Source organism: Flavobacterium covae (assembly GCF_001534645.1).
Lineage (GTDB): Bacteria > Bacteroidota > Bacteroidia > Flavobacteriales > Flavobacteriaceae > Flavobacterium > Flavobacterium covae.
On record NZ_CP013992.1, the window covers coordinates 1,374,643 to 1,389,508 of the forward strand.

The 14,866-nt window shown below is 27.5% G+C and carries 11 protein-coding genes; all 11 read right to left on the reverse strand.

Translation table 11 applies throughout. The features are described from left to right. Position 1: 1 nt before the first annotated feature. Positions 2–442: a hypothetical protein gene (locus tag AWN65_RS06150; protein WP_060382361.1), complete on the reverse strand. Its 441-nt coding sequence runs from the start codon at positions 440–442 to the stop codon at positions 2–4. A gap of 772 nt (positions 443–1,214) precedes the next feature. Then, positions 1,215–3,431 carry a peptidase domain-containing ABC transporter gene (locus AWN65_RS06160; RefSeq protein ID WP_060382363.1) on the reverse strand — a complete coding sequence of 739 codons (2,217 nt, stop codon included), beginning with the start codon at positions 3,429–3,431 and terminating at the stop codon, positions 1,215–1,217. Continuing rightward, the gene (locus AWN65_RS06165; RefSeq protein ID WP_060382364.1) at positions 3,418–4,737 is read right to left on the reverse strand and encodes a radical SAM/SPASM domain-containing protein; all 1,320 of its coding nucleotides are present in this window, start codon (positions 4,735–4,737) and stop codon (positions 3,418–3,420) included. Before AWN65_RS06165 ends, AWN65_RS06160 begins: the two co-directional genes overlap by 14 nt. Positions 4,738–4,840: 103 nt before the next feature. Continuing rightward, positions 4,841–5,080 (reverse strand): hypothetical protein, encoded by a 240-nt coding sequence (locus tag AWN65_RS06170; RefSeq protein ID WP_060382365.1) that lies wholly within the window; start codon positions 5,078–5,080, stop codon positions 4,841–4,843. Between the two features lie 201 nt (positions 5,081–5,281). After that, the gene (locus tag AWN65_RS06175; protein ID WP_060382366.1) at positions 5,282–5,506 is read right to left on the reverse strand and encodes a hypothetical protein; all 225 of its coding nucleotides are present in this window, start codon (positions 5,504–5,506) and stop codon (positions 5,282–5,284) included. Positions 5,507–5,640: 134 nt separating this feature from the next. Beyond that, the gene (locus AWN65_RS06180; protein ID WP_081078400.1) at positions 5,641–8,052 is read right to left on the reverse strand and encodes an outer membrane beta-barrel family protein; all 2,412 of its coding nucleotides are present in this window, start codon (positions 8,050–8,052) and stop codon (positions 5,641–5,643) included. Positions 8,053–8,621: 569 nt separating this feature from the next. After that, positions 8,622–10,811 (reverse strand): glutamine synthetase III family protein, encoded by a 2,190-nt coding sequence (locus tag AWN65_RS06185; RefSeq protein ID WP_060382368.1) that lies wholly within the window; start codon positions 10,809–10,811, stop codon positions 8,622–8,624. A 391-nt stretch (positions 10,812–11,202) separates the two neighbouring features. Further along, positions 11,203–11,922, reverse strand: a complete 720-nt coding sequence (locus tag AWN65_RS06190; RefSeq protein WP_060382369.1) for a hypothetical protein — start codon at positions 11,920–11,922, stop codon at positions 11,203–11,205. A gap of 7 nt (positions 11,923–11,929) precedes the next feature. Continuing rightward, entirely contained in the window at positions 11,930–13,249 is a 1,320-nt protein-coding gene (locus AWN65_RS06195; RefSeq protein WP_060382370.1) for an aldehyde dehydrogenase, read from the reverse strand. Between the two features lie 9 nt (positions 13,250–13,258). Next, on the reverse strand, positions 13,259–13,951 hold the full coding sequence (locus tag AWN65_RS06200; RefSeq protein WP_060382371.1) for an RluA family pseudouridine synthase: 693 nt from the start codon (positions 13,949–13,951) through the stop codon (positions 13,259–13,261). A gap of 95 nt (positions 13,952–14,046) precedes the next feature. Then, complete coding sequence (gene panB / locus AWN65_RS06205) at positions 14,047–14,865, reverse strand: 3-methyl-2-oxobutanoate hydroxymethyltransferase (RefSeq protein ID WP_060382372.1); 819 nt, start codon at positions 14,863–14,865, stop codon at positions 14,047–14,049. Position 14,866 lies beyond the last annotated feature (1 nt).

Genomic DNA, 14,866 nt, shown 5'->3' on the forward strand with positions numbered 1-14,866 from the left:
GCTAATATTTATTTATTACTATATAAGACAAGTCTAACATTTTTTCAAGAAATATAATTTTTTTCTTAATTTTTTCTTTTTCTACTCTCTCTTTTTCCTTTATTTTAGAAATTCCTATCATAAAAACAATAAATAAAAGAGTTATAAAAATGGCATAAATTTTAGACCATCCATAGTCTGTTTTATCTTCTTTAAACACCCAAAATAAATACGTTGCATAGGTATAAACAGGAAAAATATAACTTATTTTATACGGTTTCATGTTAGCTCCTACAATTAGTAAAAGTGGAGCTATTATAATGGATGTTGCCCAAACCAAATCGGCTGAGTTATTATAACCACAATTATCATTAAAATTAATATTATAAACCATCACATATTTATCTAAATAAGATATTAATGCGGATACTATAATAAATATTGACCCTAAAGTTCTATACATTTTTAATTAATTCTCGGAGGTTTAATTGTTCCTCTTTTATCTATTTTCATTTTAGAAAAAAATGGATCATTGAAACATATTTTTTCTTTTTTTAACTTCATAAATTCGTTATTATCAGAAAAACGAAATATAAAACCTCTACATAGGTAAGGAGATATTAATATTAAAATAATTTTTTTTTTCATATAAGTATATGAATATCTTAAGTCATAAAACATTTTCATAAGAAAGATCATCAAAACAGATATTTTTTACTCTATTTTATATAGATTATTTATATTCTTAAAGATCTAATTATTAAAATTTTATAGATAAAATTTACACTAGACTATGTTTATTTTCAAATATTCTAATTTTTCAGTTTTAAAAACTCTAAAAGATACAAAGATTAAAAATAAGCTCTTTTTTATCACTTTTTAAACACCAAAGGCATTATGCTTATTCTATCTTTATATTCTTTTTAGAGTTTTCATTCAAGGATGTCCAATCCCTTTTATAATTCTTACTGTAAATTGCTGTTTTTTTGTTTATAAAGTTTAACAAAGGAACAACTCTTCTCTATTAGCATGATAATTTTCCCTTTAATAACCGATAATCAAGAAGTTTTACGGGGCGCAATTTAGTTTGTTTAAAATTAATTTAATTATGGTTTTTCCGTATATTATGTTAAAACTATTTTAAGTTTTATTTATTTTTTACATCAATATAGAGCTTCTTTTTAAATATTATTTAAACTATCATTTTTTTTAGTATATTATTTTCCTTTAGTTTATCAATTTCCTAACTCCAATTGATTTTTAATTAAATTAAAATAATCGCCTTTTTTATCAACAAGTTCTTGATGATTTCCTTTTTCTACTATTTTTCCTTGTTTTAATACTATAATTTGATTTGCATTTTTAACAGTTGACAAACGATGCGCAATAATAACAACTGTTCTTCCTCTAAAAAATTCTTGTAAATTATTATGAATTATTTTTTCATTTTCTGCATCTAATGCTGAAGTTGCTTCGTCAAAAAAAATAAATTCGGGATTTTTATAAATAGCTCGAGCAATTAAAATTCGTTGCTTTTGCCCTCCACTTAATTCGATTCCAGAATTTCCTACTTTTGTATTAAATCCCATAGGTAATACTTTTATCAACTCTAATATATTGGCTATTTTAGCTGCTTCTATTAATTTTTCTTCATCTATTTTTTCATCTGCTATTGCAATATTTTCTGCTATTGTTCCACTAAATATTTTTCCATCTTGTAAAACAATACCGCATTTTTTTCTCCATAAATTAGAAGAAACTTCCTGTAAATTAAATGAGTCTAACTGAATTTTACCTTTTGTTGAAGAGTAATAAGAAAGTAATAATTTTAAAAGAGATGTTTTTCCACTACCACTTGCTCCTACGATTGCAGTAATACTATTTTTAGGAATTGAAAAAGATATATTTTCTAAAACAAATGGATTAAAATTTCCTGGATATTTAAAAGAAACTTCTTTTATATCTATAACATTAAAAGTTTTTTTTTCTATATCTATTTTTGTATGATTATCTTCTTCTTCAGTATCATAAATTTCATTTATTCGTTTATTAGCTATTGTGGCATCTTGGGTGTCTCTAATAAATGTGACTAAATTTTGAATAGGGTTTGTTAACTGACCTATGACGTATGAAATGCTCAATAATGTTCCTAATGTCATTTCTCCTTTTATAATAAAATAAGCACAAATGGCTATGGCTGTAATTTCTTTAAACTTACTTAAGAACTCGACTCCTATATTTTGATACATATTTAAAAATAAATTGCGGAGTTCTAGTTTATTTATTTTTTTCTGAATATTTAATATTTTATTTACTGTTTTATATTGAGCATGGTTTATTTTTATTTCTGGCATATTCATTATAAATTCATAAACTCCATTACTGTTTTCAGATTGACTTAAAAACATAGCATACTCTAACATTGCTCTTTTTCGTAAAAAAAAGGATACCCAAATTATTGAAAATATTGATAAGGTTATATAAACACTGAAAACAACAAGATTAAAATAACATAGTAAAGCACTAAAAATAAGTATATTAAATACACTCAAACTAAAATCAATTCCTTTCCAAGTAATAAAATTTTGTATTTTTTTTTGATCTTGAATTCGTTGTAAAGTTTCTGTATTAAGTCGAGTATCAAAAAAACGAATGGGTAGACGCATTAATTTGAGTAGTAAATTTTCTTTTAACAAGATACTCAAATGGTAATTAATTTTTGTTAGTAACAGAGTGCTTAAAAAATCAGATATAAAACTAGATATAAAAAGTACTATTTGTGCTGCTAAAAAATAATAAACTATATGAATATTTTTTAATATTATCCCTGAATCAATAATCTTTTGAAAAGTAAATGGAATATAAAAAGAAGTTACCAAACTAATGATTAGTAATATAATTGAACTCAGGTATTTCCATTTATTAATTTTTAAAAATGAAAAAGCGGTGATAAATGAGGGCGATTTTAGTATTGCTTTTTTACTTTCTTCTTGCCATTTAAAGTTTTTAAACTCTTCTGTTTCTTGAAATACAATCCCTACTCCCTTTTCATTATTTCCTTGCCATTCTTTTATAAAGATGTCCTTTTCTAAAATAATTTTACCATAAGCTGGATCAAGTATATGGTATTTATTTTTTTTGTTTTTATATGTAATTTTTTCGAGTACTACAAAATGGTCTTGTTTCCAAAATAAAATTGAAGGTAAAGGAATTTCTTCTAGTTGCTCTTGCGTTAATTTTAAGGGAGTGGTTTGCAATCCTATTTTTGATGCTACTTTTGTAATATCTTGAATAGAAACTCCTATTCGAGTAAAATCAAATTGTTTCTTTACCTGTGATAATGCAATTTTTTTACCATAATAACTGATAATCATAGCTAAACATGCCGCACCACAATCTGTACTTTCAAGTTGATTGTAAAAAGTTACTTTTGATTTATTATAATGCAACATTTTCTTTTAATATTTCCTCTATTTTGGTTAAAACAACTTTATCTTTTTCAGATTCATCTCCATGAAAAACACAATATTCTTTTCCTTCATTTTCTATAGCGTGCTGTGTACATCCTCCATTGCATAAAGGCATAATTTTACAATTAAGACAGGGTTTGTTTTTAAATTTGGATGTCATTCTTCTATCTAAATAGCCATTTTCCCATACAAGTTCTCCTTCTTGTGAGATATATCCTGCTCTATTTTCAGAAAGAAAATCTCTTGCGGTACATTTGAATAAATCTCCATTATAATTTATAGTTGCACTATTTCTTTTATCTGCATAACAAGATGCTTTTACATTATCTGGAGAATAGATAACATTTGTTCTAAAACCTTTAGACTCGATAATAGAGACGTTGTTCATTAAAACTTTATTACTATCATCAAGCTGATCATTTTGCCATACACGATGAAAATCTATCAATAATTTTTTATTTCTGATTTCTTTTGGAATTTCTTCAAAATCATCAATAATTTTAAAACAATTGTGAATATTTTTATCAGTGTAATTGATTCGAAGAGTAATATTAAATCGTTCGTTTAGAAGTAATTTTTTCACATTTGCTATAATTTCATCATAGCTTCCTTTCTTTTTGTTTACAAATCTAACTTCATCATGTTCTTCTTTATAACCATCTAGAGTAATTTGTAAACTCGCGTACATATCGTATTTTTTAAAATAGTCAATAAAATAATCATTGACTAAATATCCATTCGTGGTAAAACTAACGGAATATTTTTTATTGTAATGGTTACTTTCTTCCCTTACATGATCTATCAGCGGAATCACATTCATTTTGAAATACAACAAGGGTTCTCCTCCAAAAAATGATAAGGAAAAGTATTTCATTTCGTTTTTTGAAATAGTTTTTGTTACAAATTTTTTCACTGAATCTAAAACTGAATATTCTAATTTAGAATCTTTAATATGGGTTTCATAACAATACCAACATTTGAAATTACAGTTCATTGTAGGATTAACGGTAAGCAAAAAAGTAGAATTATTTTCGTCTATTTTTTCACTAATTTTTTTTAATTTATCCGTTTCGTCTACATTGTCATCTATAACAAAATTATTTTCGGACAAATAATCAAAAAAAGTAGGATGTATTTCTTTTAAGTTATTAATACCTTCTATAATAGAGGCTTCTAAAATTTCTTTTAACTCTCTTTCTATAAAAAGAAATTTTTGTTCTAATGAATTGTACAACGCATATTTTCCTTTGTAAGGTAATATCGTATTAAAGCGACTATATTTTTTCATATTTTATGTTAGCCTATTATTTAGTTTATAAAAATTAAAAACAATACACACTTTGTCTTTATATCATGAAGGATATAAAAAGATGATTATAGATAAATTTTATCTATTTCTTTGTACTACAACCTGGTACACAGTTACCTACGCAATTCCCGTTTTTACCTTTTTCTTTCGTTATTTTTTGTTTTTTACAAGTAGCTGCTGCACAGTTTCCTCCATGACAATTATTAGTAAGGTTTGAATCTTGGTAATCAAAATTATCAACTGTACTAAAGATCGAAGAAAATCCTCCTATAAGTTTTTGTTTATCAACCTCATCTAGTTTTTCAAAATTTAAAAGTTTCATAGATTATTCCGTTTCTTATAAGGAAGTTATCCGAAAAGTATAAATCAATATGTAATTTATTATTCAATAGAATGAAAATTTCATTTTTCTATTTTTATCTTTATTTATAAACAAGATTATAGAGTCTAGTATATTTAATTACATTGGATGTTATAACTTTCCGGATACTTCTTTTTTAATTATTCTAACTCAATTTTATTACTAAACTTCTGCTGTACTAATATCTGATCCGCAGCCTGCAACACAATTACCACTTTGACAATTGTTTGTTTGACCGCATTTATAGTAGTTATCACCTTCTTTTAGTAAACCGCCTACTGCATTAATTGTTAAAGCAGTAGAAAAACCTCCTTTTAATGTTTCTCCATTAATTTCAAGAGCCTCAAATTTTGATAGATCAAATTTTTCTGTTTTGTTTGTTTTCATTTTTACTAGAATAAAAATTATTGTATTGTTTCTGCTTATTATTTCACCGAGCAGTCAGTTAATTTGCGCAAATGGTTATTTATAAATTCTATTTTCTGTATTGTACACTACAAATTATAGAAATTTAAAATATTTTAATTTGTTCTGTTTTTTTCTTCTTCGTTGCTTACTTTTCGATTTTTATTACTTATTTTATTATTACCCCATTTGTATATTAATTGTAAGTTTATATAACGAGAATCATAATATCCTTTATATTTAGTATCGATCATATTGCGAGTACTTAACGTGTTAAAATCGTTTGTTTTTAAAAGATTTTCAATTGTTATAATTGCTTGCATTTTTTTTTCAAAAAACGAAGCTCTTCCATAAAGACTTATCAATGTTCTTTCATAGTTATAAACTAGATCACCTGATCTATTAGGGAAGATATAGCTAACATCAAAACCTGCTGAAAGGGTTTTATCTTTTTTTAAAATAAAATTATTACTTGTATTTATTTGCGCGCCCAAACCTTCATTGGTTTTAGGTGTCAGAGGATAAATTCTAGAATCGGAGTGTTGAAAATAAATATATAAGGTATTTTGATTTTCCCACCATTTTTTCTTCGTATAATTTAGCATTTGATTTAATCCGATGCTATAATTGTCAAAATAGTTAAGTTGTGTTATTCTTTGATAGTATTCATTATCATTAAGCATTACTACTTGTCCGAAATTATTTGTTTCTTTTAAAAAAAACAAACTAGAACCTATATTGTCTTTATAATTAAAATTAAACTCGAGATTATTTGATATGCAGGGTTTTAAATTTGGATTTCCTTCTGAATATGAAAAATTTGAAGTGTACCATCTAAATGGATTTAGATTAGAAAAACTAGGTCTATAAATTCTTTTGGAATAGCTTAATGAAATTGTTTTATTATCATTTATTTTGTACATACAATATATCGTAGGGAAAAACTGAGTATAATTTTTAGTTGTTATTTGATTTAAAGTGAGTGAATTTCCTTCTGTTTGTGTACTTTCAAGACGCATTCCTAATTGAGTTTGCCATTTTTCATTACCAAAAGTTTTATTTCCACTTATGTAAATGGCTTGTGTATTTTCTTTAAACTGAAATTTATTACTTTGATTAGAATCTTTTAAAGGTTGGCCTGTAGTGTTATCAAATAAATCTATATCATTATTGGTTTTTGAATATGATAATCGTATGCCGTAATTCAAATGAATCCATTTTAATGGATGTTGTATATCTACCTGAGTTGAAATATTTTTAATATTTTGACTTGTTTGGTTTAGAGTATTTTGAAATTTTGAGGACAAACCTGATTGTGGTAGCGCAAAAGTTGTAGTGTTAAAATTACGATTAACAGCAGATGTATAACTCAAATAATCTAGATCAATACTTATTTTTTTACCTATTGTATCTAAATCTATATTTGAATGAAGATTAATTGTATTTAGTTCTTTTTTTCGCGTACTTTCTCCAATTGAATTAATATTAGCGGTTTGTTGTTGTCTTATATTATCTACAAGAGTTACTTCATTTGAATCATTTATATTGGGTTTACTGATATTGCCTACATATTGTATTCCTAAATTCCATTTTTTATTTACCTGATAGTCATATCCTAGACGATTACTCCAGATATTGGTATAATACTTTCCTATTCCTCTGTTTTCCCATTGTTGATTAGGATAATAAATAATCGAATTTTCAGTTCCTTTATAACTACCATTTGTATAAAGTGTGCTTATAACATAACTATTTTTGTCTTTTTTATAAGTAAATGTTCCTCCTAGTCCTCCTGTAAAATAGGTATTTTGTTTTAAATTGGTTCTAATACTTGTATTCCATGTATCATTTTTGGCTTTTTTAAGAATAATATTAAGTAAACCGCTATTTCCTTCAGCACTATATTTTGCTGGTGGTGTTGTAATAACTTCTATTGATTTTATATTATCGGCTGCTATTGTTTTAAGATAATTTGTTAAATCGTCACCAGATAATGACATCAATCTACCATCTATCATGAGTCCCATTCCGCTTTTTCCTATCATGGTTATTAGATCATTTTGAATTCTTATTCCTGGTGTTACTTTTAAAGCATCTAAGGCATCTCCACTTGAAGCTCTAGTAGAATTTTGTACGTTAAAAATTACTCTATCTACTTTACGTTCTATTATTTTCTTTTGAGATATTATGGTTATTTCTTCTATTTTATTTATCTTTTCGGGATGTAAAATTCCTAGATTTGTATTTTCTTTTATTTCAACATTTTTTTCTATAAGAATTGTTCCTAATTGCTTTATTTGTATAATATAATTTGCTCTTTTTGGAACCTTTATTTCAAAATATCCTTGCTCGTTTGTTAGTTGACTAGAAATGGCTTCATTTTCTAATGTTGACATAATTACTTCTGCCATTACTATGGGTACATTACTCTGTTTCATTAGTTTTCCTGTAATTGTAAATTGTGCTTTAATAGTCATTGGAATTCCTAAAATGAATAAATAGAAAATAATTTGTCTTAATTCTTGCATTTTACGTAGTTTGTTTAGTCTTTATTGATCTATCATTACTTTTAGGAAATTTCTTAAAAATCATATTCTTGTTATCTAACCCATCTAGTCTCTATTCTGTATCTTAAAGAAATTTGAACGAGTTAGCGGCGTTGATAATGTAATTTCTTCTATAGGTAAACAGAAATTAAATATCATTTCTTATAATTTTTATTTCCGTATTCATTAGTTTAAAAAACTCTAAAAGAAATAAAAGTTAAAAAAGATAATCTTCTATATTCTGTTTAGAGTTTTCATTTTAAGGATGTCCAATCCTACTACAATTTCAACTCAAATTTTGTTATTGTCATTAAAAAACAAATATTCTTGATTTTACCACAAGTAATCTCTCACACATAAATCACTGTGATTCAATAACTTTAAATAGAATAGTGAAATTTAATTAGTTTAAAAATATTCATAACGAGGTTTTTCCGTATATTTTGTTAAAATTTAACGATATTCATAAAAATATTTAAAAACAAAAAAAGAGAACTTAAAAAAGTCCTCTTTTTTTTAAAAAATATTTATTTTATTTTAAAAAACTACATTTATCTTGTAAATAATAATTCTCTATATTTAGTTAGCGTCCATAATTCGTCATCGACTAGCAATTCTAATTTATCACAATGTTCACGAATAACATCAAAATAAGGTTTAACGTGGTCACAATATGCGTTTGCCATATCTTCAGATGATTCTAAATTATTAGCTTTTTTACGCTCTTCTATCATTTGATCTACATTTTTATTAATTCCTTCAATGTGTGCTGAAATTTCTTTAATTAGACCTATTTGTTCTTTAGCAACATTTTCAAAATCGGAACCAAAAATTTCTTTTAATCCTTTTACATTTTCAATTAAAATATTTTGATAACGAATAGCTGTGGGAATTACGTGGTTACGAGCAATATCGCCAAGAACTCTTCCTTCTATTTGAATTTTTTTAGTGTATTCTTCTAATTCAATTTCATAACGAGCTTCTACTTCTACATGGTTCATTACCCCCATTTCTTCAAACAGGCTAACTGCTTTTTCTGAGACTTTGGCTTTTAGAGCTTTCGGAGTCGTTTTATGATTACTTAGACCTCTTTTTTCGGCTTCCTCTTCCCATGCGTCACTATAACCATCTCCTTCAAATAAGATATTTTTAGTTTGTTTGATATATTCTCTTAATATATTAAAGATGGCTTCATCTTTTTTCAATCCTTTTTCTTCAATTAAAGCATCTACTTCTATTTTGAATACTTTCAATTGTTTGGCTACGATTGTATTTAAGGTGGCCATAGAAGTAGCACAATTGGCTGATGAACCTACTGCACGGAACTCAAACTTGTTACCTGTAAAAGCAAAAGGAGAAGTTCTGTTTCTATCTGTATTATCTAGGAATACATCTGGTAATTTACCTACTACATTTAGTTTTAGATCTGTCTTTTCTTCTGGTGATAATTTTCCGTTTGATACACCTTCTAATTCTTCTAATACTTTTGTTAATTGTTGACCAATAAATACAGAAATAATGGCTGGTGGGGCTTCATTTGCTCCTAGTCTATGATCATTACTTGCCGATGCTATAGAAGCTCTTAATAATTCTTCATAATCATGTACTGCTTTAATTGTATTTATAAAGAAAGTTAAAAACTGTAGATTACTCATAGGTGTTTTCCCTGGTGATAATAAATTAACACCTGTATCTGTTGCTAACGACCAGTTATTATGTTTACCTGAACCATTTACTCCTTTAAAAGGTTTTTCGTGCATTAGCACTTTAAAGCTATGACGTTCTGCTACTTTTTGCATTACATCCATTAATAAAGAGTTATGATCTACAGCTAAATTAGTTTCTTCAAAAATAGGTGCTAACTCGTATTGGTTAGGTGCTACCTCATTATGACGTGTTTTAACAGGAATTCCTAATAGCATACACTCATTTTCTAAATCGCGCATATAGTTTAGCACACGTGTTGGAATAGATCCAAAATAATGATCTTCTAATTGCTGTCCTTTGGCTGAGGTATGACCTAATAGTGTTCTTCCTGTAGCTAAAATATCAGGTCTAGAAGAAGCTAAAGCTGAATCTACCAAGAAATATTCTTGTTCCCAACCTAAAGTAGGTGTAACTTTCTTAACGTTTTTGTCAAAATATTTAGCTACTTCTGTCGCTGCTGTATCAACAGCTTGTAAAGCACGTAACAAAGGTGTTTTATTATCTAATGCTTCTCCTGTGTATGAAATAAAAACGGTAGGAATACATAATGTTGTACCAAAAATAAAAGCAGGTGATGTTGGATCCCAAGCTGTATATCCACGGGCTTCAAATGTATTACGAATTCCTCCATTTGGAAAAGAAGAAGCGTCTGGTTCTTGTTGTACAAGTTGACTTCCTCCAAATTTTTCTACTGGATCTGATCCGTCAAAAGACGTTTCAAAAAAAGCATCATGTTTTTCTGCTGTTGTACCTGTTAAAGGCTGAAACCAATGCGTATAATGAGTTACTCCTTTTGACAAAGCCCATTCTTTCATCCCCATTGCTATATAATCAGCAATTTTTCGATCAATTTTAATTCCGTGTTGAATAGCATTCTGAACAGCCTTATAAGCCTCAGATGTCAAAAATTGACGCATTGCTTTATCATTAAATACATTGGTCCCAAAGATAGATGATTTTCTATCTAGTTCTTCTACTACTACAGTTGGACGACTAGTAGCCTTTTGGAGTGATTGAAAACGAAATGTTGCCATAAAATTATTGTTAAGTAGTTTATACCTTATTAGATTAGTTCAAAAGTATAAAAAAAAATATAAAAAACACCTAGACCCCCTTATTTTTTATAGAAAAAACAAAAAAATAAATATCTAAAAGCAATTAACCCCCTATTTTTTATAAAAAAGTTATCATTACTTAGTATATTCTACAAAAACACCCCTTTATCATCTAATCTTATAATAAAAAATCATAATTATATTTTATACCATTTAAACTTTTAAATTTCCTCATTGATCTTTTTTATATATTTTTTTAGCTTCAAATTAATATTAGATTTTTTTCATAAATAAAAATCTTAATTAAACTAAAAAACCTCCTTTGCTTTTATAAACAATAGGAGGTTTCTTTTTCTTTATTCTTTTTATATTATTTCAATGTATCGTATACTTTATATTGTATAGCAAAATAAAAAGGGAAAGTAAAAAAGATTCCTATACAAAACGCAAAAAATCCCAAATATCCCAAAATAACGGATATGGTAATCAATAAAAATACTTTTCCAAAATTTAAAAAGCAATCTTTAATGCTTTTCTTTATTCCTTCTATAGGTTTTAAATTACTAAAAATAACATTGGGCAATGCTGTAAAAGTAAGAATAGAAGTTGATATTGAAATAAAAAATGAAATGAAGTTTTTTATAGTATGATCTTTAATTAACACTTCTAAAGTTGTATTAAAAAATAGGCCAAATCCACTGACTAATAGGGTAACTAAGAGTATAGAGAAATAATATGGACTGTTTATATAATAATAAAAGGTATTAATACCTACTTTATTATTTTCTTGTGTATCTTTCATCATTTTTAGGATTCCTGCATTAAAAGGAGCGACTAAAGCTATGATCATAGTTAATACTGATAAATATAATAGTTTATCTTTTATGGAAAATTTTTCAGGATTAAAGTGTTTTAAATATTCTAATAAATCATCTCCTTTATATAACGTCTTAAATCCAATATTAAGTAGACTAACTAAGACAATAGTTAGGATAAAAAAAACAAGCCCTACTAGAAGTATATTTTTTTTGTAAAGTTCTATGCTTTGTTTAATAATTTGATATAAATCAATTTTTTTTAAAGTTTTCATTTTTAAATTATAGCCATTTTAAGATTTTTTTCACCATCTGAAATTTTCCTTTGTAAGGAGCGTAACGAAATGGAAGATCAATCCAATTTGATTTTTTTACAATTGATTTTTGATGTGAAAATGTTTCAAAACCTAATTTACCGTGATATGCTCCAATGCCGCTATGACCGACTCCTCCAAAAGGTAAATTTTTATTGGAGAAATGGGATAAAGTATCATTTATACAACCTCCTCCAAAAGATATTTCAGAAAGTAAATCTTTTTCAAAAGATTTATCTTTTGTAAATAAATACAAGGCTAGAGGTTTTTCAAAACGATTAACTATTTTATATAGTTCTTCTTTAGTTGTATATGAAATAATAGGTAGGATAGGACCAAATATTTCTTCTTTCATAACAGAACTCTCTAAATTAGGTTCATCTAATAGAGTTGGTGATACGTATAAATCTGTTTCATTTGTTTGACCTCCAAATAATATAGTTTGGTTTTCTAAGAAACTCTGTTGGCGTTTCCAATTCTTTAGATTAATAATGCGTGCAAAATCTTCTGATTCTTGCATAGAGCTACCTAATGCGTTCTGTATTTCTTGTATTAAATGAGGAATCATTTTTTCTTTTATACTTTTATGAACGATTAAATAATCAGGAGCTATACAAGTTTGTCCTGCATTAAATATTTTTCCCCAAATAATTCTTTTGGCAGCTAATTTTAGATCAGCTGTTTGATCTACAATGCTTGGGCTCTTCCCTCCTAATTCTAAAGTAACTGGTGTAAGATTTTCTGCGGCGGCTTTTGCTACAATTTTTCCTACTGGCACACTTCCTGTAAAGAATATATAATCCCAACGTTTACTTAATAAATCTTGTGCAATCGTATAATCTCCCGTTATTACTACTACTTGATCTATTTCAAACGTTTCTCTTACAATTTTAGATATAATGGAAGAACTATTGGGGGTAAGTTCTGAAGGTTTTAGGGTTACTTTATTTCCAGCCGCTACAGCCGCTATTAGAGGTGAAAATGCTAATTGAATAGGGTAATTCCAAGGACTTATAATAAGAATTTTACCATAAGGTTCGGAATATAAATAATCCGCTGAGGGAAAATTTAACAACGAAGGGAAAACTCTTTTAGGCTTAGCCCATGAATCTAGTTTTTTTATGGTATATCTTAGTTCATTAATAATATATTCCGTTTCTGAAATCATACTTTCAAAACGGGGTTTTTTAAAATCTTTATACAAGGCATCTTGCATATCTGTTTCGTATTTTACTAGGTTATCTAGTAATTTACTCAAAACTTTTTTTCGTTGAGATACAGTATACATAATATTTTTTTATTCTATTGATTTCCAAATAATATCATCGGGTACGGGTGCTGTAACACTAATAATTTCCTTTGAAACAGGGTGTATTAATTGTAATTTACGCGCATGTAAATGAATTCCTCCGTCTTTATTACTTCTATCAAACCCATATTTCAAATCTCCTTTTATAGGACAACCAATAGCACTTAATTGCGAGCGTATTTGATGATGTCTTCCTGTGTGTAAACTTACTTCTAAAACAAAATAATTATTTAACTCTTTTATAATTTTGTAATCTAAAATAGCTTTTTTACTATCTGCCACCTCTTTTAAATGAGCTTTAGATGTATTTTTTTGCGGATTTCTTTTTAAATAATGTATAAGGGTAGCTTCCTTCTGAGAAGGTTTATTTTTGACTATTGCCCAATAGGTTTTTTGAGTTTCTCTGTTTTTAAAAAGATCATTAAGCCTACTTAAAGCTTTTGAAGTTTTAGCGAAAAGTACAATCCCTGTTGTTGGTCTATCTAAACGGTGTACTACTCCTAAAAAAACTTCTCCAGGTTTATTGTATTTCTCTTTTAAATATTCCTTTACTACATCAGATAAGGGTTTATCCCCTGTTTTATCTCCTTGTACTATATCTCCTACTCGTTTATTAACTATGATAATATGATTATCTTCATACAAAACCGCTAGATTATTCTTATTTGAAATTATTTTCATCTTTCAATGAGCAAAAAATTACAGCAAAAACTTTTACTTATTTAAAACCTAAAATAATAGTTTTTGTACAATTTATTATATGTTTTATATTTTTTTTAATATTGTTCATTAGCATTTGGAAAATCTTCCGCTTTAACATCTGCCACATATTGTCCAATAGCTTGCGTCATTTCTTCGTATAAATTCATATATCTACGTAAAAAACGAGGACTAAATTCATGAGTCATTCCGATCATATCATGAAGAACAAGTACCTGTCCATCTACCCCACCACCAGCACCAATTCCTATAACAGGTATTGAAATACTTTCTGCTACTTTTTTAGCTAAATGGGCTGGTATTTTTTCAAGTACTAAAGCAAAACATCCTACTTTTTCTAATAATTTTGCATCTTCGATAAGTTTCTCTGCCTCTGTATCCTCTTTTGCTCTTACTGTATAAGTTCCAAACTTATAAATAGATTGAGGTGTAAGTCCTAAATGCCCCATAACAGGTATTCCTGCTTGCAGTATTTTTCTTATAGAGTCTTTAATTTCTTTTCCTCCTTCTAACTTAACGGCATGTCCTCCACTTTCTTTCATTACACGAATAGCAGATCGCAAAGCTTCCTTAGAATCCGATTGATAAGACCCAAAAGGTAGGTCTACCACTACTAATGCTCTTTGAGCTGCTCGTACAACCGAAGACGCATGATAAATCATTTGATCAAGTGTAATGGGAAGAGTAGTTTCATGACCTGCCATTACATTACTAGCTGAATCTCCTACCAGAATTACATCTACACCCGATGAATCCACAATTTTAGCCATAGTGTAATCGTATGCTGTTAGCATTGAAATTTTTTCACCTTTGGCTTTCATATCAAATAATGACTTTGTAGTTACTCTTTTGTAATCACTTTTAGCTGTTGACATA

What these genes read in the sequence shown, in the direction of transcription:
- AWN65_RS06195 (WP_060382370.1), bottom strand. Translation starts at nt 13,249, where the DNA reads ATGTATACTGTATCTCAACGAAAAAAAGTTTTGAGTAAATTACTAGAT.
- AWN65_RS06165 (WP_060382364.1), bottom strand. Translation starts at nt 4,737, where the DNA reads ATGAAAAAATATAGTCGCTTTAATACGATATTACCTTACAAAGGAAAA.
- AWN65_RS06190 (WP_060382369.1), bottom strand. Translation starts at nt 11,922, where the DNA reads ATGAAAACTTTAAAAAAAATTGATTTATATCAAATTATTAAACAAAGC.
- AWN65_RS06160 (WP_060382363.1), bottom strand. Translation starts at nt 3,431, where the DNA reads ATGTTGCATTATAATAAATCAAAAGTAACTTTTTACAATCAACTTGAA.
- AWN65_RS06170 (WP_060382365.1), bottom strand. Translation starts at nt 5,080, where the DNA reads ATGAAACTTTTAAATTTTGAAAAACTAGATGAGGTTGATAAACAAAAA.
- AWN65_RS06150 (WP_060382361.1), bottom strand. Translation starts at nt 442, where the DNA reads ATGTATAGAACTTTAGGGTCAATATTTATTATAGTATCCGCATTAATA.
- AWN65_RS06200 (WP_060382371.1), bottom strand. Translation starts at nt 13,951, where the DNA reads ATGAAAATAATTTCAAATAAGAATAATCTAGCGGTTTTGTATGAAGAT.
- panB (WP_060382372.1), bottom strand. Translation starts at nt 14,865, where the DNA reads ATGTCAACAGCTAAAAGTGATTACAAAAGAGTAACTACAAAGTCATTA.
- AWN65_RS06185 (WP_060382368.1), bottom strand. Translation starts at nt 10,811, where the DNA reads ATGGCAACATTTCGTTTTCAATCACTCCAAAAGGCTACTAGTCGTCCA.
- AWN65_RS06180 (WP_081078400.1), bottom strand. Translation starts at nt 8,052, where the DNA reads ATGCAAGAATTAAGACAAATTATTTTCTATTTATTCATTTTAGGAATT.
- AWN65_RS06175 (WP_060382366.1), bottom strand. Translation starts at nt 5,506, where the DNA reads ATGAAAACAAACAAAACAGAAAAATTTGATCTATCAAAATTTGAGGCT.